Source organism: Gardnerella sp. DNF01199S, assembly GCF_049244155.1.
Taxonomy (GTDB): domain Bacteria; phylum Actinomycetota; class Actinomycetes; order Actinomycetales; family Bifidobacteriaceae; genus Bifidobacterium; species Bifidobacterium piotii.
This window is the reverse complement of the sequence record NZ_CP058380.1, coordinates 181,762-204,925: the sequence shown is the minus strand read 5'-3', so window position 1 is coordinate 204,925 and position 23,164 is coordinate 181,762. Positions and strand designations below refer to the sequence as shown.

Sequence of the window (23,164 nt, the reverse complement as noted above, 5' to 3'; positions counted from 1 at the left end):
ACTACGAGTGCAATACTTCACACCTTATATAGCTAAAGATTTGAGTATAAGAATTTTAATTCTAACTAAGCCTCAACTGCCTTAGCTGCTTCAGATTCTTCCTTATCTTCTTTTTCTGCGCCTATGTTAATTGGCGAAGAGCTGTTCTCCCATGGCTGCTCCCATGGATCGTAATCAGGATTATGCTGCTTGTAAACATACAATGCTGCAATACCTGCGAGCAGTGCTCCAAAGAGCAGTGCAAAGAACTTCCAACCGCCAGAGGACCTGTTCTCCATGATGGCTCCTTTCGTTAAGCTGACCTGCTCGTCCAAGTCAACGTTTGTATCGAGTTTACTCGTGTATTCACTATAATAGTGATTTTTTTTAACACTTGCATCTTTTTATTATATTTTTATGCACAAAACACCATAAATCTTACAAAACATTTTTAATGACCATTATGGTTGCTACTTATGTATGCAAATTTGTGTATGCAATTAGATAATGTTATTTTATGAACAATTTTGACATAAACACTATTGTTAAGCGCTTTAAAACTAATTGCAAAACCGCAACGTATTCAATTATCTACATTTGCGTGTTTGTGTGGATTATTGAGATGATTCTTCACACTTTTTTGCCAAGCGCATATCAACTATTTGTTGAAAATACTGCTTTTGCGCCATTTTTGATTACAAAAGCAAGATGGACTTGGTTTACGTCTATGTTTGTTCACGCGCCAGAACTTACGCACATTCTTTTTAACATGATTTGCTTGTATTCGCTTGGCGTAGAGCTTGAGAGATTCTTTGGTAAATGGAAGTTCTTTTTCTTATACGCTATTAGTGGGCTTGGTGGATGCGTTGCAACTCTACTTTACTCAAAGCTTACACAAGACTGGGTGATTGCAGCTTATGGGGCTTCGGGAGCGATTATGGGTCTTATTGGCGCTCTTTTGGTTGCGCAATGGCGACTTGGCGAAAGTGTTAATGGCACTTTAATTTGGATTGGCCTAACGCTTGCAATGCCTCTTTTGGTTCAAAATATTGCTTGGCAAGCTCATATTGGTGGAATTGTTACTGGAATAGTTCTGTCTGCTTTACTTGGCACTAATAATCCTCTTCTTAAAAAAGCATCTTTTAATGAGCGATTTGCTGTTTACTCTTTACTAACACTTATTGTTCTTCTGGCAATAAGCGCATTCTGTTTGCAATAAATAGCGTTAAATTACACGCGTGTAGTTCTCCACAATTGTGGACATAAATGTGCATAACCTGGGTATAACATGGGTATATCTAAATAAGTTATCCACATTGTTATACACAATCGTTGATAACTCTGCATTTTTAGCCATGTTAACAAGTGTATAAAAGTTATCCACATTTTTGGAAAATTGTGACTTTCTCTAAACCTTAATCAAAAATAGAATTATGCAATCTAACAACATTCACACAAAACAACTACAAGATCAAAATCAGCAAACTATTGATTTTATTCTTCAAAATCAAAACACAAACCCAAAAGAAGCTGCACTAAAAGCGTCTAATAACCCAAACGTGAATGTTGCTTTTGCTGTTAATCAAATAAGCGGAAAGCAGATTGCAAAAACAAAACTGCCAATGTGGTATAAAAACAATCAAGTTATTTACCCATCACATATTTCTATGGAACAGTGCTCGTCGCAAGCAACCGCGCAATATAAAGCACGCATCGCAAATCGTCTTATAAAAAACAACAATATTGATAAGTGCAAAACAACTCTAATCGACTTAACTGGCGGATTTGGAGTAGATTGCGCAATTATGAGCCAAGAGTTTTGCAAAGCCATTTGCGTAGAAACTCAAGAAGAACTATCGGCCATAAGCCAGCACAATATGACTGTTATGCGCTTAAACAATGTTCAATGCGTAAACTCAACAAGCGTAGAAGTGCTAGAAAAAGTAGACTACGTAACGATTATTTACATTGATCCTGCAAGACGAGATAAAAGCGGATCTAGAACGTACGCGATTAAAGATTGCACACCTAATGTTTTAGAGCTAAAACAACGCATGCTGCAAGTAGCAAAATTTGTGATTATTAAACTATCTCCAATGCTTGATTGGAGAAAAGCTGTTTGCGATTTTTGTGGAAATGTTAGTCAAGTACACATTGTTTCACACAACAACGAGTGCAAAGAGCTGCTTTTAGTATTAGACTCAAACATGCATTCGCATATTGAAGTTTATTGCGCAAACAACGATTCAGTAACCGTTTTTAACGCAAAATACAATCCAGACTTAAATAAAGTAGAAGAAGCGCAAGAGACGCAAGAATCGCAAGAATCACACATAAAAAGCGAGCAAAACTCAAATGATTCAATAAGAGATTGGAAAAACTGCGCTAAATATGCCTATGAGCCAAATTCTTCAATTATGAAGTCGGGATGTTTTAAGATTTTAAGCTCTAAATACAACGTGTTTCAAATCGCAAGCAACAGCCACGTTTTTATATCTTGCGAATATAAATCAGATTTTCCTGGAAACATTTGGAAAATAAATAATATTTGCAGCTTAAACAAAAAAGAAATCAGTAAAGCTCTTTCTAAAATAACTTACGCAAATATTGCAACATACAATTTTCCACTAAGCGTAAACGACTTAAAGAAAAGGCTTAAGTTAAAAGACGGTGGAAACACTAGGATTATTGCAACTACCGATTCTAAAAATAATCATGTTCTTATTTGTGCAAGCAAAGCGGAGTAATAAACACACAAAGCACGCATATAAAAATGGCTGCACGCTTATTACATGCAGCCAAAATCAAATATTATCTACAAGCTATATAAAGCTATCAAGCTATATACAAACTATCTCCAGCACATTGTCATTAAGAACCCAGCCATAACCAAGCATGCTGCAATCAAAAGATTAAACGCTCCAATTCCTGGAATTGGCAAAGCAGGATTCAAGTAATAAATAACAGCCCAGAACAAGCCAACAATCATAAGCGTGCAAAATAGTGGAACAAACCATCCAGCATTAGCTTTAGTGCCCTTAATGGACTCTTCAACTCTGCGAGTATTTTCTTCTTGACGCTTCATCATGCGCTGTATTTGCGGAGACAACGACTCTTTATCGGCAGTTGCGTTCAAAACAGCTTCAACCTGTTCCATAGGAACACCATACAAGTCTTCTTTAGAAGAGTTTTGAGATTCATCCACATCGGCAGATGAAGTGGTATTCAATTTATTCAATTCTTCGTCAGCCATAACAGTAACACTCCAATCAATCGGCTACACGCTATAATAATAGTTACACTCGAACGCAAGAAGAAGAATGGGTAATATGGCAAAACAAACAGGTAAACACGGCGCTAGAAAATCGCTGTTAGGAAGCGTTGCCGTTGCCCTAGCAATTTGTTTTACTGGTTACTTATTCGTTACTAATTTGCGCATAAATCGTACTGCATTTGTAACTTCCGATACGGGGCAAATGGTGGAAAGAAATTCTCAAAGAGCAAAATCTTTGAGAGAAGAGGTTAAAGAGTTAGATTCTAAAGTTAATCTTCTAAACAAAACGTTAACAAGCAGCGCAAGCGGGTCTGATTCTTCCGACGATACTGGCGCAAGCACAATACTTCCAGCAATACAAGGACCAGGAATTACTGTAACGCTAAACGATTCGCCACTTTGGAAAACGGCCGTAAACGGGTCTGGAAGCTCCGCAAACATAAATGACTATGTAATTCACCAACAAGATATAGAAGCCGTTGTAAATGCCCTATGGAAAGGCGGAGCGGAGGCTATAACAATTCAGGGTCAAAGAATCTTGTTTAATTCAGCTGTTGTTTGTATTGGAAATGTGCTTATGTTGCAAGGCCATCAGTACTCGCCACCGTATAGAATATCTGCTATTGGTTCAATAGAAGACATGATAGAATCGTTGGATAATTCTCCAGCAATTCAAACATATAAAGACTATGTCAGTACTTTTGGACTGGGATGGAAAGTGGAAAAAAGGGGAAACTTAAAGTTCTTAGAGTCGTCTGCCCTGTTGCAGCCTCTAAGGTTTGCTTCGGTTCCAAAAGATGCCGATATTATTGGAAATATTCCCCAACACCATTCCACCAAACAATAAAGGAGTAAAATGAAGCGTTCTAACTACAAGCACGAACGTAGCGAAGCCAAAACAACAAAGGCTAGCGCACTTTGGACAATAGCTGGCGTTGTTGGAGAACTTCTTATAGCTTTTGCAGTTGTTTGCGCATTGTACATTGTCTGGCAAATGTGGTGGACGGGCGCTCAATCCGAGCATGTACAGTTTGAAACCAGAGAGGCTGTTTCGTGGAAGAATCCTGCTGCTGGTAAAAAAACCAAGATTGCTCTTCCTCAAGTAGACGATCCTCCTAAATTGCAAAAAGTAAAGTATGGAGAACTTGTTGCTCGAGCATACATTCCTAGGTTTGGCAATCAATGGGAGCGCAATATTGTTGAAGGCGTTAGCCTAGAAATATTAAATAGGCGAGGACTTGCACACTTCCCTAAAACAGAAATGCCAGGAGAAATTGGAAACTTGGCTATTAGTGGTCACCGAAATGGTTACGGTCAGCCTTTAGCAGACGTTGACCGATTCCAAAAGGGCGATCCTATTATTATTCGTACAAAAGATTATTGGTTCGTTTATAAGTACGTTACTCACAAGATTGTTAGACCAGATCAAAGTGAAGTTCTTGATCAAGACCCAATAAATCACAGCAAGAATCCTAAAAAGCGCATGATTACGCTTGTTACTTGTGAGCCAAAATATTCAACTCCTGAGTTCCGCTTTATTAGCTTTGGCGAGTTTGATTATTGGGCTAAGGTTTCCGACGGTATTCCTAAAGAGCTTTCTACGGTAGATGCAAACGGTCAAGTTAAGTTTGTAAACAACGAGCAGCAGTCTTTGGCTTCTAGACTAGATTCACTTGTGCCAGTTATACTTATTGCTATAGTTGCGTACATTATTATCTTCGCTGCAGCAGCTATCGCTTGGCAATGGCCTCTAAGACGTCAAATCCGAGCTGGATTAAAACCAAAGCCAGAATTCAGCATTTTTGGCGGACTTATGCGATTGCAGCCTGGTATTTTGCCAATAAGATTAGTTCTTTGCGCACTAATCTACGTAACAGCAATTGCAATTCTTATGCAATGGATATATCCGTTTGCTTCGGCAACAATTCCATTCTTAAGAGAAATGTCTGCATACACAACAACGATTTATTAAATCGCTACTAATAAGCTAGGAATCTATTAGTTTACAGTTTACTTGTCTAATTAGTTTTCTAGCTTATTAGATTACAAGCAGCTTATAAATCATTGGTTTGATAGCTTATTAAAATAGCTTATTAAAACACAAACTATTAATTAATCTTAGTAGCTTACAAGTTAAATAGCTTACAAGTTAAATACAAATGCCGCCTAGCACCGTTAAAACAACGGCAAGATAGGCGGCTTCTTGTTATTTATCACTATTGCTTGTTGTTGCAGAAGATGAGCCAGATGTTGAAGTTCTTCCAGGCTTTGTAGTGGTGTCTACAGAAGGCTGGGGAGTTTTTACAGTAAGCGTTATTGTAGAGCCTTTATCTATCTTAGACCCTTCCTTTTCCGACATACTATCAACAATATCGTCATCTGTAGCGGAGCCATCAGCAACAACCTTAAAGCCCTTTGCTTCTAGTATTTGCTTAGCTTGCTTTAACGTTGATGTTCCAAGAGCAACATGAGGAACTTCTACCTTAGGCTTTCCTTTAGAAACATACACAGTTATAGCGCTATGAGGTTTTACAGCAACTCCAGAAGACGGATTCATTTTAGTAACCATTCCTTCTGCAACAGTGTCGGATTCTTCTTCTACGGTATTAACAGTAAATCCAAGATTTTGCAATTCTCCAGCAACAATATCTTTGGACTGCCCAACCATTCCATCTGGAACCTTAGTTAAGCCAGAAGAAATGTACAAAGTTACCATTGAACCTTTATCGGCAAACGAATCTGCAACTGGGTCAGTTCTAGTAACGTGATTCTTTTTAACGTCTGTACTATCTTCCACTCTAACGTTAGAAATCTTAAATCCTGCGCGCTCAAGAGCTTTTCTAGCTGCTTCTTGCGATTTTCCAGTAACATCTGGAACCTTAGTTGATTGAGGACCAATAGAGAACCAAACGCTAACTCTAGACCCAGACGCAACCTTCTCTCCACCTTTAGGAGATTGCTTGGTAAAAGTACCTTCTGGCTTAGTAGACTTATCGTCTTCCAAAATATCTGGAATAAGACCAAGCGCGCGAAGTTTTTCTTTAGCAGCATCTTGAGTTGTAGTTTCGCTAAACGTTGGAACAACAATATCTCCAGCTAGCTTACTGCGATTTAGCATAAATAGAATTCCGCCAACAACAATCGCGCAAACAATCGCAGACACAACAGAAGCAATAACAATTCGCTTACTTCTTTTTGCCTGATTTGCAGCGCGCTGAGCGGCTCTTGTGTTGTAGCCCGTATTTGGATACGCATCAAACTGGCCTGTAATCGCGCCAAAACTTTGAGTAGAGGCAGTGTCTGCCGCTCCAATAGCTTGAGTTGCAGCATTCTGCTCTGCCTGCTTTCTTGCGCGCATATTAGCTAAATCGGTTAGCGGATTAAAAGATGCTGCAACAGGAACACCGCCGTTCATAAACGCTAATATGTCGTTCTTAAATTCAGCAGCCGTTGCATACCTATTCTGCCTATCTTTTGCCATTGCTTTTGCGCAAATCTTATCCCACATTGAAGGAAGACCTGGAACAAGCGTACTTAGAGGAGTTGCAACTTCTGAAACATGCTGATATGCTATTGCAACTGCAGAATCGCCAGTAAAAGGCGGCCTTCCAGTTAGCATCTCGTATAAGACGCATCCTGCAGAATACAAGTCGGATCTCATATCCACCTGTTCTCCACGCGCCTGCTCTGGAGACAAATATTGCGCGGTTCCAACAACACCTTGCGATTGTGTCATTGTTGTTGCAGAATCGTCTAACGCTCTTGCGATTCCAAAATCCATAACCTTAACAATGCCCTGCTCGGAAATCATAATGTTTCCAGGCTTAATATCTCGGTGAATCACGCCCATTCTATGCGAATACTCCAAGGCATTCAAAACTCCAAGCATAACTTGTTCGGAATCTCTTTGACTTAAAGCACCATTCATCTTAAGAATATCGCGAAGCGTTTTTCCTTTAACGTATTCCATAACAAGATACGGCAAATGCTCTTCTACGCCATTGTCGTCTACAACAGACTCTTCTCCAGAATCATAGATATTCACTATGTTTGGATTATTCATTTGCGCAATAGAATGTGCTTCTCGGCGGAAACGAGACAAAAAGATTTCGTCATTTGCCAAATCAGAACGCATGATTTTAACAGCAACGGTACGACCCAAGCGCTTATCTTCTGCGACTCGCACTTCGGCCATTCCACCGCGGCCAATCAATTCACCTAATTGGTACCGTCCATTCGCTAATGAGGTAGGCATTGTGTTACTCATTGCTGCTCCTTGCGGTCGTTATTATTCAAAATGTTAATAATATTAACTTGTGTTTTTGGAACACTTCTAACGCTGCGTTTAATGCGCTGAGCATTGGAAGAATCTATTGTGTTTTTATTGTTAAACGCTGTTTGCTGATCCAAAAGTCTTCGTTCAATTTTTGCAAGCACTTTTGAAACAACAAGAGCATCTTTAGGTCTATCTTTTGGATTCTTAGAAAGCATTGACATTACAAACTGTCTTAATTGAAGGTCAACACTATCTGGAAGAGGTGGAACAGGGTCATTAACGTGTGCGGCTGCAATATCTACAGGCGTAGTTCCAGTAAATGGCCTATGTCCACAAAGTCCTTCGTATGCAACAACTCCAAGAGAATAAATATCGGACTGGGCAGTTGCTTGCTCTCCTTGAGCTTGCTCTGGGGAAATATATTGAGCTGTTCCAACAACCATTCCATCTTGAGTAATCTGCTCTTGGTCGCTAGAGTACGAAACGCCAAAATCTGTTATCTTTACGCTTCCCGTTTCGGAAACCATAATATTTGCTGGCTTAACGTCTCTATGAATAACACCGTGGGAATGTGCAACAAAAAGACCTCTTGCAGTTTGAATAAGTATAGGCAGCAATCGCGTTGGCTCAACAGTTTTTTCTTTATGATATAAGTCTGCTAAAGACTTACTAGGAACATACTCCATAATCAAAAAGCCAATGCCATCATGCTCGTAGTAGTCAAATAAAGCTGCAATATTTGGGTGAGCAAGATTGGCTGAATTATGCGCTTCTGCTCTAAGTCTACGCAATTTAGCTTCAACATTGCTTGTATCGGTTCTAAGCGCTTTAACGGCAACAATCCTGCCAAGCTGTATATCAAAGCCCTTCCAGACTTCCCCCATGCCTCCTTGTGCAAGTCTTCTATCTAGTCTGTATCGATGATGAACTAACTGTCCTTCAACAAGTTTCATTGCTTAAGCGCCTCCTTCATCACCTGTCTCATAATTGGCCCTGCTGTAAGCGTTCCATACGTACTAGCATTGTGAATAACAACTGCTACAGCTATTTTAGGATCTTGTGCAGGAGCAAATCCAATACCCCACCCATTAATAGCTTGATTTCTAAACCCAATTTGTGCTGTTCCCGATTTTGCTGCAACAGCAACATTTGGCAAAGAAAGATTTTGATTACTTTTTACAACTACACTTTGCATCATAGCATTGAGTTTTGCAGCACTTTGTGCGCTTAAAGCTTGACTCATAACGGTAGGCGTTGTTTGAGAAATAACAGACAAGTCACTAGACCTTACGCAATCAACAAGCGTTGGCTTCATAAGTGTTCCATTATTTGCAATAGCAGCTGCAATCATAGCATTTTGAAGAGGAGTAACCCTAGCATCTCCCTGACCAATTGACTGAAGAGCAAGTTTATCTTGCGTAGGCTTTTGATTAAGCAAAGACGCAACAACCCTCATTGGGAATCCTGTTGAATCAGATCCGTCTAAAGTAAATGAGCTAAATAATCCAAACTTTTTAGCCTGCTTAACAATCGCATCTGCTCCTAAAGAAACTCCTAGTTGTGCAAATGCAGTATTTGAAGAATAAGCTAGAGCATCTTCAAAAGATATTTGACCATTCAATCCGCTAGCGCTTGGAACAACATTTGTAAGATGAGTTTGCGTTCCTGGAAGAGTGTACGAAGATCCAGCTGGAATCGAAGTATTTAAATCATATTTTCCAGTTTCTAGCGCAGTTGCCGCAACAACCGTTTTGAAAGTAGAACCAGGAGCATAAAGTTCAGATATTGAATGATTTAGCATTGGATTATATATGTTAGATATAAGATCCTTATATGCTCTGTTTACTAAAGAAACATTGTGAGATGCAAGAGAAGAAGGATCGTAGCTAGGCGTACTAACCATTGCTAGTATTCTTCCAGTTTTTGGCTCTATTGCAACTAAAGCGCCATTCTTGTCTTTTAGCAGATTGTATGCAAGAGTTTGAAGCTTAGTGTTAATAGATGTTTCTATAGAAGCACCTCTGTTTGCTGCTCCTGTAAATAGAGACTTAAACTTTTGAAGGAATAGCGCGTCGGATTCTCCACTTAAAAGCTGATTTCTAGAAGCCTCTATTCCTCTATCTGCTCTTTGACTTATTGAATAATAACCCGTTATTGGAGCATAAGCAGGGCCGTTAAAATATGACCTTTGATACACGAATGCATCTTTAGATGGATCTGATTTCGCTAAAACAGTTCCATCGGATGCAAGAATTGCTCCTCTTGGAGCGCCAAATTCGTGATATAGCGCGCGCCTATTTCTAGGATCAGAATTTAATTCGTTTGCTTTTATAGATGTTATATACGTGCTAGAAATACATAAAACAACAAACAACACAATTACTGCACTAAAAAGCTGCTTCAAACATTTATTCATAAGATTCACCCCCATCTTCTTTAAGATTAGAGGAGTTAAGATTAGAGGACTTATTTTCTCTTTGCTTAAGCTCTCTTTCCCTAAGAGCAGCTAAAGCTTCGTATTGGAAAGTATCAGACGATATAGCAGCCTCTGGCTTATTAGCAGCATTAGATATAACAATCAAAATAGATGCAAGCACATAGTTTGCAACTAGAGAAGAACCACCAGCTGCCATATAAGGCATTGTTAAGCCAGTAAGTGGAATAACAAGCGTGATTCCGCCAACAACAGTAAATACTTGGAACGCCATTGTAAAAACAAGACCAGATGCAAGAAGCTTTCCAAAACCGTCTTTAATCTTCATAGCAGTAATCATGCCCGACGCAATAATAATCATGTAAAGAATTAAGACTATAAACAAACCAGTTAATCCTAATTCTTCCCCAACCGAAGCGTAAATAAAATCGGAATTAGCAAGTGGCGTTAAAGAAGGATGACCTTGGCCTAATCCTGTTCCAGTTATACCTCCTGCAGCAAGGCCAAATAATCCAGTAACAATTTGAGCAGACCCACCTGGGAATCTGTTGTAAATAACTGGGTCGTATGGGTTAAGCCAAGCGTCAACTCTGTATTGAACGTGTGCAAAAAGCTTAACAGCAACTAAACATCCAATTATAAATGCTATAAAGCCTATTGCAAGCCAGCCTTTTCTTCCAGTTGCAACGTAAAGCATAGAAACAAACATTGCAAAGAACATTAATGATGTTCCTAAATCGTGTTGCACAACAAGCACACACATTGAAGCAGCCCAAACAAGCGCTATAGGACCCATATCTTTGAATCGTGGAAGATGAATTCCAAAAATCTTTGTTCCACCAACTGCAAGTCTGTCTCTATGATCAAACAAGTATGCTGCAAAGAAGAAAGCTAAGAATAGTTTTGCAAATTCTCCTGGCTGAATAGTGTGGTTTCCAAAGCCAATCCAAATTCTCGCTCCGCCAATTTCCTTACCGATTATTGGAAGCATTGGAGATAAAAGGAGAACAAGACCAATCACCATGCTAACGTACGAGAATCTTCTAAGAATCCTATAATCTTCTAGAACCATCACAAAAATTATGGATAATACAAGAGCAACACAAACCCAAATAAGCTGTTTCATAGCAACATTAGTGTTGTGCTGTTTATCTATTCTTGCAATCATAACAGTTCCAATAGCTGTAAGAAGAAGAATACAAGGGAGTATTACCTGACTAGAATAAGGCTTTTTTACAATCAAAACGCCCCACAAAACAAGGTATAACGCCGTTGTTAAAACAAGCATACCAACATAGTTTGCTGGAACGAATCCATCAATCCTTAGAAACATTTGTAAAAATGCTATTGAAGATATAATTACAGAAAACAGCAACAAAGATATTTGCTTAATGCGCATACTAAACATGTTCACGAGGTTTTACCTCCTGAATCATTGCTTGAATCTACAACTCCACTATTATTTCCGTCTTTATTATCTGAATTAGAAATAATACTTTTTGGCTTATTACCACGCTTCTCGCTTTCTCGAGCGCGCATTTCTCTTCCAATTAGCCTTGCATGACCTCTTGCTTCTTTAAGACTGCTAAAACTAATACCTTCATCAAGCTGATCTTGCCAAGACTTATCCAAATTCTTGACTTTAATATTTGTTTCTTCAATCTGGTGTGAAAGCTCTAATCCAAATATGTTAGTAGGAACACCTTGGTAAATAACTACTTTGCCGTTTCCCTTGCCAATGTAGTATTGCTTTTGAGTCCAAGAATAAACAAGATAAGCTCCACAAGCAACAATCGCACACACAACAAGCGTTGCAAAAGCAACACCTATTCTCATCCATCTTCTTCTAATTCTATTTGCTTTGTGTGCTTCTGCCTGTTCTCTTTTTACAGCACGCTGAACATCTGGATCCCTAGGATCTGTTGATATTCTACCGTTCTTCTTTTTTACAATAGGAATCTCGTTTGTGTCTGTAGATCTTAGCTCTTCTTCGTTTCTTAAATGCGAAGGCTGCACAAGTCGAGTAGTTTCTACAATTTTCTCATCTTTTTCCGCCGATTTTGCGTCTGTTTGTATAAGAGCAGCAGCTCTTTGAGCAGGAGAATCCTTACCTTCACGCAATGGCGGCGTAGAAGAAACAGCCTTATTAACAATATCTGCTATAGACTCTAAATCTTTGCTTGCAGCACCGCCAATTAATGGAGTTTGGTGAGGCAAGTCAAAAGCATCTGCGTCTAGTGCCAAAGTTGCATCCGCTATAACAGCAGTCGCATTATCTGTGCTTCCTGCTTTAAGTGCCATAGAAACAAGTTTTTGAGCACACTCTTCTTGATTAGATACAGTGCTCATAACTTCTTGAATTGTGGAATCTTCTAACACTCCACACACACCATCCGAGCACAAAAGCCAACGATCAGAAGGGTGTGCCTGCCTAATAGCAATATCTGGCCTTGGGTCAATATCAAAATCACCTAAAACGCGCATAACAACATTTCGCTGCGGATGATTTCTTGCTTCTTCTGGCGTAATGTGACCCGTGTCTATTAAATGTTGAACGTAACTATGGTCGCAAGTCATTCTTATAAGATGATTATCTCGCAACAAGTACGCTCTAGAATCACCCAAATGTGCAAGAACCCAGTAACCATTTACAAGAGATACGGCTGTTACTGTTGTTCCCATTCCAGCAAGTCTGCGCTCTCTTTTGGCTTTGCCAACAATTGCGTCGTGAGCAGCCATAATCGAGGTTTCCATCATTGAAGAAACAGCTTTTACATCATTTGGCCTTGAATCTTGCTCAATGTGAGCTAAAGACCTAATTGCGATTGTAGAAGCCGTATCTCCTCCAGCATGACCGCCCATACCGTCGCAAATAGAGGCCAATCTTTCTCCAGCAAACGCAGAATCTTGATTATTGCTTCTAACAGTACCAACGTCGCTAACAGCTGTTGAATACATAAACAACGCTTTGTCTATAAAATAGGCCTTATTTAAGCTGCTTTTTTCACTTTTTACAGCATTATTTACTGGATTATTATTTGCATCGCTGCTATTTGCAGACTCACTACTTACAACGTTTGCAACACTTGCAACGCCATTACTTACAGAATCAACTTGATCTTGCTGCTTTTGACTACTTGTTTTATCTTCAATGTTTGAATCGAATTGCGCCATTTACTTACCTCAATTCAAACATTGTTGCTCCGATTCGCACAGACTTGCGCGGAGGCAAAACAACAGGTTCATTAACTCTACTATGACCTATCATAGTTCCGTTAGTGCTACCTAAATCTTCAAGAACCCAAGAATTTACAGATTGATTAAAATACACGCGCGCGTGATGAGAAGAAACAAACTCGTCATTTAGAACAACCGTATTGTTTGCAGATCTTCCAAGAGTTACGCCAGAAGGCTCCAACGGGAATGACGAACCAGCTAAAGGACCATCAATAATAACAAGCAAAGTTGGCATTTCAGCTTGATTATTCTTCTCTAAATTAGCAGAAGCAATATTGTTATTTCTTAAAGATTCATCATTAGAAGGATTTGGTCTGCGATGAGACTTATTCTTCCAAGCTTTAGACTTTTTAGGACTAAAAATTTCAATATCTTTTCGTAAAGATCGAACAGCAAACCATACGAATACCCACAAAAGTACTAAAAAACTGTACTTAAGTATAGCAAAAGTCAACTCGGTTAATATCATGCGTGTACTCGTATCTCTTTACGTATTCGTCTACTACTCCTGATCTTGATCCGAAGCCCAATAAAGAATACGGGTGCGCCCAATAGTAATAGTGTTTCCATCTAATAGCGTTGCTGCTGGAGTTTGATGACCTTCAACATAAGTACCATTAGTGGATCCAAGATCCCTAGCAATAACACCATCTGGTGTAACGTCTATTCCAAGATGTCTACGAGAAATTCCAGGATCATCAATAACAATATCGCAACCAGAACCTCTGCCTAATATTGTGCGATCTTTTGTTAACAAATACCTATTCCCATTAATCTCCAGCATTGGATGATTTTCTGACTGCTCTTGAGTTGTTACAGGAACAGCGTTTCCTGGAACAGAATCAGAAGTTAAATTGAAATCACCTTTGGTAAAATCAGTATCTTCTTCAAAAATAACTGCAACTGGGCCAACAAAAGCATAATGCTGACTTTTTGCATATTGTGTAAGATTATCCGCAAGCTCATTTGCTAAAGCTTCACTACCAAGCTGATCAAAGTCTGGAGTACTAAGCTTAAAGTGATACTCATTTGGTGCAACCGTACGATCGCGATCAATTGGCATAGACTGGTTATCAATTTCTCGCTCTAATGCACTAGAAAGATCAACAGGTTGCAAGTCTTTAGACCCGAATTTTGCGAAGACTCCATTCATTGCACCTTCAACGCTCTTCTCAAGTCTGTCAAGCACGCTCATTGTAAACCCTTTCTACCTTTTCCTCATATTACTCGTCACCTCGTACGGTGTACAAATCACATCTAAATACCAAACATGCGTTTGCTAAATTTATTTACATACTTGTTTATATACTACATTTTTACAAAATTATGCAAAATAAACAAATAAAACTTATAAACCAATTTAATATTACAAGTTTATTATATATTTCTAAGTGTAATCTTTAATTATGAATCAAAAAAATAAGCTTTACGAATTTTTAGAAAAAATAAAGTTCTATATAACTAATAATAAGAAGTGTTCTACTGTTATACTTCTTGCGATTTTAGTTCCTTTAATTGGAAAACTTTTGCTTGTTAATAGTGCAGAAAGATCTTTTGAAGCAGGAATCGTAGCATTTTTCCACAACTATTCTCCGTCTTTTATAATGGCTCTTTCTAAATTGCTTGCAATAGTTTTTTCTACAAAATCATGCATTGTTATACTTTTTATTTTGGCTGTTATTTCTTATTTTATAAAACGAGATTGGCGCATAACTCTAATACAGCTTGCGACTTGCCTTTTGCCAATGATTTATATTTTTGCTGTTAAATTCATAGTTCATAGACCTAGGCCATTTATTGGTGTAAAAATTAAAGTTCCACCAGATCCAAGTTTTCCAAGCGGTCACACTGCAGCAGCAGTAGCTATTTGTTCAATGGCTCTTATGATTATTTATATTGCAAATAAGTCTTTCTTAAGGCTTGGATTAATCGTTAGCATTATTATTGTTGCTGTTGTTGCAATTTCTAGACTTGTTGTTGCAGCACACTTCCCTAGTGATGTTTTAACTTCTGCAATAATGTACCCAATACTTGTTTTGTCTATTCTTAATCTATCTAAAAGTAATAGTTTTATTTACAACAAAATATTAAGAAAATTAAAATAATATAGATATCAAATAGACATCAAATATTAAATAGCAGAAGGGATTTTATATGTTTAATGGTTTTAAAAAATTTATTGCTCGTGGCAGCGTAATCGACATGGCGGTTGGTGTTGTTATGGGCAGCGCCGTAACTTCCGTTGTTACTTCGATTGTTAAAAACATTATTAATCCGCTTATAGCAATAATTTTCGGAAAGCCAGATCTTGATGGTGTTTTAACAATAACAATAAATGGTGCAACAATCTCTTTTGGTGCAGTTATTGGATCAATCTTAAACTTCCTTATTGTTGCTGCAGCTGTTTATTTTTGCATTGTTCTTCCTATTAATAAGTTAAGGGAGATTGGTCTTCCTTTCTTACAATTTGAAAAAGAAAAGAGTGATGAAGAAAAACGCAAAGATCGCGAAGAAAAAATGATTAAAATTTTGGAAGATATTCGAGATCTATCTTATAAAAAATAGTTTGTTTAATGATTTTTATAAATGATTTTTATAAAAACTAATCCCCACTAATCTACTTAAAGTTTAGTGGGGATTAATTTTATGAGATTAAATTATTAATTATAAGTGCTTTTGCTTTAGTCATCACCAAGAGTTAAGTGAATTCCACCAACTAATGATCCAACAACGTTATAAAGCAAAGATCCAATTGCAGATAATAATGTTGCAATAACTATTTCTACAACAGAAAAAATTATTACAGCACTTAAAACAGTTGGCAAAGAAAAAACGTCTGCAAGGTTAAAACCGTTGCTATTTAAGCCTGTTGATGAAACAATCTGTGTTACTTGATCAAAAACACCAATCATGTTTAGAAATAGCCAAACTAATCCCGCTGCAATAACTTGTATTATTCCGCCAGCAACACTTAGCAAAAATGTTACTTTTGCAACACTCCAAGCATCTACTCTAACTAGGGAAAGACTCATCCTTCTAGCTCTTGGTTGAGTAGATTTTCTAACGCTATACGCATTAGAAGAAGACGTAGCTGTTGCACCTACTGTTCTTGGAGAACTAGTATTAGATTCTCCACTAACTTTGCTATTGGATGCTTCAAAATCTTCACTCATCTAAGTTCCTTCCAATAGTTTTTTCTGATGATTCTTCATTTTGAGTTTCATCATCATCTCTTTCCTCGTTTCGAGCAATCGAGATGATTTCATCACCCTTATCTGGCTTTGCTAAAGTCACTCCTTGAGTGGTTCTACCTGTGCGCTTAACTTCGTTAACGTCGGAACGAATCACTTTACCAGACTTCATAATTGCCATTACTTGATCTGTTTCTTCAACAATCAAAGCACCAACCAAAGAACCGCGGCCTTCTGTAAGCTGTACCGCTTTAACACCGTAGCCGTTTCTTCCTTGCAAACGATACTCTTCAATAGCTGTACGCTTAGCAAATCCTTCGTTTGTAACAACAAGAAGATCTTTGCTTGTATCTACCGACACAACATCCATATCCAGCAGTTCGTCGCCTTCTCTAAATCTCATGCCTTGAACGCCTGCAGTTTGACGGCCCATTGGTCGAAGTTGCTCATCATCTGCTCTAAACTTAAGGCTCATACCAAGTTTAGAAACAAGAATAATGTCATCTTCTGGGTTGCACAAAGCTGCACCAATCAGCTCGTCTGTTGGCTCCCCAGTTTCTTCGTTTGTCATTAATCGAACAGCAATCAAGCCACCTTGTCGTGGAGAATCATATTCTTGCAAAGCAGTTTTCTTAACTTTTCCAGAACGAGTTGCCAAAACCAAATACTTTGCTACATCATAATTTTGAATTGACAATACCGCTTGAATTGTTTCTCCAGGAGTAAATTGAAGAAGATTTGCAACATGCTGACCTTTAGAATCTCTTGATCCTTCTGGAAGCTCATATGCTTTAATGCGGTAAACGCGTCCGCGATTAGTGAAGAACAAAAGCCAATTGTGAGTAGATGTTAAGAAGAAGTGATCTACAACATCATCTTCACGAAGCTTTGCGCCCTTAATACCCTTACCTCCACGGTGTTGTGCGCGATACTCGTCTGCTTTTGTACGCTTAATATAGCCTGCGCGAGTAACTGTTACAACAACGTTTTCTTCGGCAATAAGATCTTCAACGTTCATTTCTCCCGAGAATGGAAGAATCTTAGTTCTGCGCTCATCTCCATATTTTGCTACGATTTCGTCAAGCTCATCGCCAACAATCTTGCGCTGACGCTCTGGGCTTGCAAGAATATCGTTGTAATCTTCAATCTTGCGCATTAATTCTTCATGCTCGTCGAGAATCTTTTGACGTTCCAAAGCTGCGAGCCTACGAAGTTGCATTGCAAGAATAGCATCTGCTTGAACTTCATCAACATCAAGCAAATTCATCAAACCAGTGCGAGCTGTTTCAACATCTTTAGAAGATCTGATTAATGCAACAACTTCGTCAATCATATCCAAAGCTTTTAAGTAGCCTTGCAAAATATGATCTCGCTCTTCTGCCTCGCGCTTTAAGTAGCGTGTACGCCTATCAATAACTTCAAGCTGATGACTTACCCAATGACGAATAAACGCATCCAAGCTCAAAGTTCTAGGAACACCATCAACAAGCGCAAGCATGTTAGCGCCGAAAGTTTGCTGCAATTGCGAATGCTTATACAAGTTGTTCAAAACAACTTTTGGAACAGCATCTCGCTTAAGAACAAGAACCAAACGCTGACCAGTACGGCCAGACGTTTCATCGCGCATATCTGCAATGCCTTGAATCTTACCGTCTCGCACAGCTTCTCTAATAGAAGCAGCTAAACGATCAGGATTAACTTGGTATGGAAGCTCAGTAACAACCAAGCACATACGTCCCTTAATTTCCTCGGTATTAACAACAGCGCGCATTGTAATTAATCCGCGACCAGTGCGGTACGCTTGCTCAATTCCCTTGTGGCCTAAGATTGTTGCTCCAGTAGGAAAATCAGGCCCTTTAATTCGCTGAATTAATGCTTCTAGAAGCTCGGAATTACTGGCATCTGGGTGATCTAAAGCCCAATGTACGCCATCGGCAACCTCGCGCATATTGTGAGGTGGAATATTAGTTGCCATACCAACAGCAATACCTGCAGAACCATTAACTAAAAGATTTGGGAAACGAGATGGCAAAACTGTTGGCTCTTGAGTTTTTCCATCGTAGTTTGGCAAGAAATCAACAGTATCTTTGTCAATATCTCGAACCATTTCCATAGCAAGAGGCGCCATACGGCATTCTGTATAACGCATTGCTGCTGCAGGATCATCACCTGGGGATCCAAAGTTTCCTTGACCATCAACAAGCAAGTATCGCATTGACCAAGATTGAGCCATACGAACCAAAGTGTCGTAAATAGCAGAATCACCATGAGGGTGATACTTACCCATAACATCGCCAACAACACGAGAGCACTTGTTGTATCCGCGATCTGGCCTATATCCGCCATCGTACATTGCGTAAATAACGCGACGATGCACTGGCTTTAAGCCATCTCGAACATCTGGCAAAGCACGCTCAACAATAACAGAAAGTGCATAAGCAAGATAGGATTCGCGCATCTCTTGTTGCAAATCCATATGCTTTACGCGAGCACCCTTCATTAAGCCATAATCCGTATTATCTGCTTCTTGCGGGCTTTGTGGCTCCATTGAACCGTCAGGTAACTGATCTGGCTCTTCGCTATTATTAGCGGCATTTATTTCGTCTACCACTGTAATTCCTTTTTATTAGCTTTAAGTTTATTTGCTTTAATGCTTTTACTGACAATTTTTAACAATTTTTAAGCGTCAATAAATCTTGCATCGTGAGCATTACGTTGAATAAAGAGCCTACGAGGTTCCACTTCGTCTCCCATAAGCATTGAGAAAGTTTCATCAGCTCGAGCAGCATCTTCAATATGAATTTGCTTTAGGATTCTGTGCTCAGGGTCCATTGTTGTTTCCCACAATTCCTGATAGCTCATCTCACCCAAGCCCTTGTATCGCTGAATGCCTTCGCCTTTAGGAAGTTGTCTGCCTGCAGCTTTACCTTCTGCAAGAACTCTGTCTCGCTCTGCATCCGTATAAACAAAATCATGCGCACCCTTGCTCCACTTCAAGCGATAAAGAGGAGGCATTGCAACGTAAACGTAGCCTGCTGTAATCATTGGTCGCATATAGCGGAAGAACAGTGTTAAATTCAATGTAGCAATATGAGCACCATCAACATCAGCATCAGCCATAATAATGACTTTGTGATATCTAACTTTACTTAAGTCAAAATCTTCACCATAACCGCCACCAACAGCAGTGATTAAGGATTCAATAGTTTCCGACTTCATCATTCTGTCGATTGATGCGCGCTCAGTATTCAAAATCTTACCGCGCAATGGCAAAATTGCTTGCGTAATAGGATCTCGTCCTTGAATTGCGGAGCCACCTGCGGAATCACCCTCCACTATAAACAGCTCGCATTCTTCTGGATTATTAGACTGGCAATCCTTCAATTTATCTGGCATTCCAGCAGTTTCAAAGATTGACTTTCTACGAGTATTTTCGCGAGCTTTCTTAGCTGCAAGACGCGCACGCGATGCTTCAATTGCTTTTTGAATAATGTTCTTTGCTTCACTTGGATGAGCGTCGAACCAATCTCCAAGCTTTTCGGTCATAACTCGCTGAACAAAAGTCTTAGCTTCGGAATTACCAAGCTTTGTTTTAGTCTGACCTTCAAACTGTGGAGTTGTAAGCTTTACGGAAACAACTGCTGTTAAGCCTTCTCGAACATCGTCTCCAGAAAGATTAGTATCTTTTTCTTTTAATATGTTCTTTTCTCGAGCATAACGATTTACAAGAGATGTAAGCGCAGCACGGAATCCTTCTTCGTGAGTTCCACCTTCTGTAGTAGAAATCGTATTTGCAAAAGTATGCACCGCTTCCGAATATGCAACAGTCCATTGCATAGCGATTTCTGCAGAAATACCAATCTCAAGGTCTTCTGCCTCAAAATCAATAACATCTGGCTCTACTGGAACAGCTTTACGAGATTTAACTAAGTAATCAACGTAATCTTTAATTCCGTGATCATACTTGTAGCTAACGCTTTGATGCTTTTCTTCGCTAATTGATTCATTTTCTCCAGTGACTTCATCCCCTGCTTCATCGGGTTTACGCAAATCGGTTAGAGAAATCTTCAATCCCTTGTTAAGAAAAGCCATTTGCTGGAATCTAGATCGCAAAGTTTCAAAATCGTACGTAGTTGTTTCAAAAATTGCGCCATCTGGCCAGAACGTTACAGAAGTTCCCGTAGATTCACCATCTTCCATTGGCTGACCTTTTTTAAGAGGAGCCGTTGGATGCTGATCTACATACGTTTGAGTCCAATGGAATCCTTGACGACGAACTTCGATTTCTACACGCGTAGAAAGAGCATTAACAACAGATATGCCAACGCCGTGCAAGCCGCCAGAAACAGCGTATCCGCCGCCGCCAAACTTTCCGCCAGCGTGAAGCTTAGTCATAACTGTTTCAACACCAGAAACACCTTCGCCTGGTACTTCGTCAACTGGAATACCACGTCCATCGTCCACAACTTTTATTGCATTGTCTGGCAAAATTGTCACTTCAATGTGAGAAGCATAACCAGCCAAAGCTTCATCAACTGAATTATCTACAATCTCGTATACAAGATGATGCAATCCTCTAGGGCCAGTTGAACCAATATACATACCTGGCCTAATTCGAACTGCTTCCAATCCTTCTAGAACTCGAAGATCACTAGCATCATAATGTTCAGGAGAAAGTGAATCATCTAGCTGAGCATCATCTAGTTTATGTTCTTCAACAGAATTTTCCATTGAATTATCTTCAGTGTTTAACACTTTAGATCCCTTCCCGTATTACCTCATGCCAAGAGGCATTTACGAGGTCTATACACGCTAGAAAGCACAAAAAAGGGTCTTCTAGCGATTTAACTATATTACATAACATTCTACACATGCATAATGACCGCTCTTTATTAAGAGCCATTATTAGTGATTCTTAATATTAAACCTACTGTTTATTGATTTTTTGCCTGTTTTTTGCAAAGATGGGCCAACTATTTTGACTTCTTTAATATTAATATTCTTAGAATATTCAAATATTTTTTTCTCAAGCATAGGCTTGCAATAGCTAAGTTGCGTATACCAAACATTTGATTTTGTTCTAACAATTAAAACGCCATCTTTTATTTTGTCTATATAACAATTCAATGATGCGCTTTTTCCAACTATTTTCCACCAATCTTCGCGCATTTTTGCTATAGAAAGTTGCTCATTCCAATTGTTTTGATTAGCAAAATTTGCAAGTAAAGAATAAAGATTTTGTGGATCTCTACCAGGTTTTCCAAAACTTTCTAAAGCTTTATAAGCATTCTGCTCGTTAACTACCTTTTTTATTGCTTTCTTTTTAATAGGCGTAAAAATTAGTTCTGGGAGCTTTCTTGTATCTAATTTTAGTATTTTATTTACGGGAATTTTCATCTAATATCCCCTAAGTCAGTAGATTTATTTTGGTTATTTTCAATATAATCAACACTATTTTTACGACTATTAACAATATTTTCCAATAAAATTTTATGACTAATATCAATATTGTTTTCTAAAGAGTTAGAGTCATCTTCATTTTGATTTTTTGCTATTTTAGATACATCAATAATCGAGTTTTCCAACACACTTTTATCTTTTGGTATATCACTTAAAGACGCAACAGTAATAAAAACTTGATCTTGATTTTTTGCAAATTCTAAAATTTGTTTTCTTCTAGACTCGTCTAGTTGTGCAAAAACATCATCTAAAATAACAATAGGTTTTTTTTCATTCTTTTTTTCTAATGACTTAAATAAAGCCATTTTTAATGCTAATGCAAGAGTCCAGGATTCACCGTTTGAAGCAAATTCTTTTGCATTATAATCATTAAGCAATATAGTAAAATCGTCTCGATGAGGCCCTATTAGATTGTATCCTCTTGCAACTTCTCCATTATAAATTCTTTGAAAATGCTCACTAATCGCAAGTCTAATAGAATTATCATTACTTTCTTCAAAATCGTCTTCAAAATTATTTTCGCTAAAATCAATCTCACTAAAAGAAGGATTATATTCGATTGAAGCAAAATTAGATGAGTTAGAAAGATGTTTAACAATATTTGAAAAAACATTATTAAGTAACTCTATTATTTGTTTGCGTAATTTTGTAAGAATTATTCCAGTTTCAATAAACTTAGCAGTCCATACTTCTAAATCAGAAACCGTATTGTAATTATTCATTGAATTTGGTGAATAATTATTAGATAAACTTTTTAATAGTGCAGAACGCTGCTTTGCAATATGATTATATTCTTGCAAAATAGGCAAATAGTTTGGTATTAATAATGCTCCAGCTTGATCAATGAATGTTCTTCTAACAGTAGGATCTGAAACAATCAAATTTTGGTCTCTTGGAGTAAAAGAAACACAAGGAACTAAGCCAACTATATCTTTCATATATAGAGATTTTTTACCATTAATCCTTGCTCTATTAGCACCCTTTAGATTAATGCTTAGCTCAAATGTTGTTTCGTCTAAATTATCTAAATTATCTGAACCATCTAAAGTATTGATATTGCAAGTATTGCTAAAATCCTTAACATTTGCTCGTATTGTAGCGCAATTATGATTTATCTCTATTAATGGCGTTAAAGAAGATACTCTATGACTTGTTCCTGTTGAAATAACTTCTAACGATTCAACAACATTAGTTTTACCTAAACCGTTTGAACCTACTAGAACATTCATTTTGGGGGAAAAGTCGAGTACACAACTACTCCACGAGCGAAAATGGTCTAATGCAAGCTTTGAAACATACATTTATTTGGCTAC

Annotated in this window: 20 protein-coding genes; 6 read left to right on the top strand and 14 right to left on the bottom strand. The window is 38.3% G+C overall.

Going from position 1 to position 23,164, the window contains the following annotated elements; genetic code table 11:
* Positions 1-65: 65 nt before the first annotated feature.
* Complete coding sequence (locus HXT45_RS00895) at positions 66-278, bottom strand: hypothetical protein (RefSeq protein WP_004131212.1); 213 nt, start codon at positions 276-278, stop codon at positions 66-68.
* A 218-nt stretch (positions 279-496) separates the two neighbouring features.
* Here HXT45_RS00895 and HXT45_RS00890 point away from each other — a divergent pair, with 218 nt between their 5' ends.
* Together HXT45_RS00890 and HXT45_RS00885 are read left to right on the top strand one after the other, a co-directional pair.
* On the top strand, positions 497-1,198 hold the full coding sequence (locus tag HXT45_RS00890; protein ID WP_421781880.1) for a rhomboid family intramembrane serine protease: 702 nt from the start codon (positions 497-499) through the stop codon (positions 1,196-1,198).
* A gap of 214 nt (positions 1,199-1,412) precedes the next feature.
* The gene (locus tag HXT45_RS00885) at positions 1,413-2,726 is read left to right on the top strand and encodes a THUMP-like domain-containing protein (RefSeq protein ID WP_004131208.1); all 1,314 of its coding nucleotides are present in this window, start codon (positions 1,413-1,415) and stop codon (positions 2,724-2,726) included.
* Between the two features lie 104 nt (positions 2,727-2,830).
* Here HXT45_RS00885 and crgA read toward each other — a convergent pair whose 3' ends face one another.
* A complete protein-coding gene (gene crgA, locus HXT45_RS00880; RefSeq protein ID WP_004131207.1) occupies positions 2,831-3,232 on the bottom strand; it encodes a cell division protein CrgA in 402 nt (133 codons plus the stop codon).
* 76 nt (positions 3,233-3,308) lie between these two features.
* On the opposite strand from crgA, the gene HXT45_RS00875 reads away from it, so the two are divergent.
* Both HXT45_RS00875 and HXT45_RS00870 read left to right on the top strand, forming a co-directional pair.
* Entirely contained in the window at positions 3,309-4,100 is a 792-nt protein-coding gene (locus HXT45_RS00875; protein WP_004131206.1) for a DUF881 domain-containing protein, read from the top strand.
* Positions 4,101-4,109: 9 nt separating this feature from the next.
* Entirely contained in the window at positions 4,110-5,225 is a 1,116-nt protein-coding gene (locus HXT45_RS00870) for a class E sortase (RefSeq protein ID WP_115794105.1), read from the top strand.
* Positions 5,226-5,459: 234 nt separating this feature from the next.
* On the opposite strand, the gene pknB is transcribed toward HXT45_RS00870, so the two are convergent.
* The 7 genes from pknB to HXT45_RS00835 are packed head-to-tail and all read right to left on the bottom strand — an operon-like array spanning position 5,460 to position 14,395.
* Positions 5,460-7,520 (bottom strand): Stk1 family PASTA domain-containing Ser/Thr kinase, encoded by a 2,061-nt coding sequence (gene pknB, locus HXT45_RS00865; RefSeq protein WP_128831944.1) that lies wholly within the window; start codon positions 7,518-7,520, stop codon positions 5,460-5,462.
* Positions 7,517-8,482, bottom strand: coding sequence for a serine/threonine-protein kinase (locus tag HXT45_RS00860; protein ID WP_004131203.1), 966 nt, complete (start codon positions 8,480-8,482; stop codon positions 7,517-7,519). Before HXT45_RS00860 ends, pknB begins: the two co-directional genes overlap by 4 nt.
* Positions 8,479-9,945 (bottom strand): peptidoglycan D,D-transpeptidase FtsI family protein, encoded by a 1,467-nt coding sequence (locus HXT45_RS00855; protein WP_421781877.1) that lies wholly within the window; start codon positions 9,943-9,945, stop codon positions 8,479-8,481. The genes HXT45_RS00860 and HXT45_RS00855 overlap by 4 nt, the downstream gene beginning before the upstream one ends.
* Entirely contained in the window at positions 9,938-11,377 is a 1,440-nt protein-coding gene (locus HXT45_RS00850; RefSeq protein ID WP_004132379.1) for an FtsW/RodA/SpoVE family cell cycle protein, read from the bottom strand. The genes HXT45_RS00855 and HXT45_RS00850 overlap by 8 nt, the downstream gene beginning before the upstream one ends.
* A complete protein-coding gene (locus HXT45_RS00845; RefSeq protein ID WP_018639881.1) occupies positions 11,374-13,137 on the bottom strand; it encodes a PP2C family protein-serine/threonine phosphatase in 1,764 nt (587 codons plus the stop codon). Before HXT45_RS00845 ends, HXT45_RS00850 begins: the two co-directional genes overlap by 4 nt.
* A gap of 4 nt (positions 13,138-13,141) precedes the next feature.
* On the bottom strand, positions 13,142-13,669 hold the full coding sequence (locus HXT45_RS00840) for an FHA domain-containing protein FhaB/FipA (RefSeq protein WP_004131195.1): 528 nt from the start codon (positions 13,667-13,669) through the stop codon (positions 13,142-13,144).
* Between the two features lie 33 nt (positions 13,670-13,702).
* Positions 13,703-14,395: an FhaA domain-containing protein gene (locus HXT45_RS00835; protein WP_421781874.1), complete on the bottom strand. Its 693-nt coding sequence runs from the start codon at positions 14,393-14,395 to the stop codon at positions 13,703-13,705.
* 211 nt (positions 14,396-14,606) lie between these two features.
* Here HXT45_RS00835 and HXT45_RS00830 point away from each other — a divergent pair, with 211 nt between their 5' ends.
* Both HXT45_RS00830 and mscL read left to right on the top strand, forming a co-directional pair.
* Positions 14,607-15,305 carry a phosphatase PAP2 family protein gene (locus HXT45_RS00830; protein WP_018639876.1) on the top strand — a complete coding sequence of 233 codons (699 nt, stop codon included), beginning with the start codon at positions 14,607-14,609 and terminating at the stop codon, positions 15,303-15,305.
* Positions 15,306-15,354: 49 nt separating this feature from the next.
* On the top strand, positions 15,355-15,765 hold the full coding sequence (mscL, locus tag HXT45_RS00825; RefSeq protein WP_018639874.1) for a large conductance mechanosensitive channel protein MscL: 411 nt from the start codon (positions 15,355-15,357) through the stop codon (positions 15,763-15,765).
* A 116-nt stretch (positions 15,766-15,881) separates the two neighbouring features.
* Here the strand turns inward: mscL and HXT45_RS00820 are convergent, their stop codons facing one another.
* From HXT45_RS00820 to recF, 5 genes are all read right to left on the bottom strand, one after another.
* Positions 15,882-16,373 carry a DUF3566 domain-containing protein gene (locus HXT45_RS00820; RefSeq protein WP_004131188.1) on the bottom strand — a complete coding sequence of 164 codons (492 nt, stop codon included), beginning with the start codon at positions 16,371-16,373 and terminating at the stop codon, positions 15,882-15,884.
* Positions 16,366-19,002: a DNA gyrase subunit A gene (gene gyrA, locus HXT45_RS00815; protein WP_115794103.1), complete on the bottom strand. Its 2,637-nt coding sequence runs from the start codon at positions 19,000-19,002 to the stop codon at positions 16,366-16,368. The genes HXT45_RS00820 and gyrA overlap by 8 nt, the downstream gene beginning before the upstream one ends.
* 68 nt (positions 19,003-19,070) lie before the next feature.
* Complete coding sequence (gyrB, locus tag HXT45_RS00810; protein ID WP_004131183.1) at positions 19,071-21,146, bottom strand: DNA topoisomerase (ATP-hydrolyzing) subunit B; 2,076 nt, start codon at positions 21,144-21,146, stop codon at positions 19,071-19,073.
* Positions 21,147-21,296: 150 nt separating this feature from the next.
* Complete coding sequence (locus tag HXT45_RS00805; protein ID WP_004131181.1) at positions 21,297-21,788, bottom strand: DciA family protein; 492 nt, start codon at positions 21,786-21,788, stop codon at positions 21,297-21,299.
* Positions 21,785-23,152: a DNA replication/repair protein RecF gene (gene recF / locus HXT45_RS00800; RefSeq protein WP_115761432.1), complete on the bottom strand. Its 1,368-nt coding sequence runs from the start codon at positions 23,150-23,152 to the stop codon at positions 21,785-21,787. The genes HXT45_RS00805 and recF overlap by 4 nt, the downstream gene beginning before the upstream one ends.
* Positions 23,153-23,164: the final 12 nt, after the last annotated feature.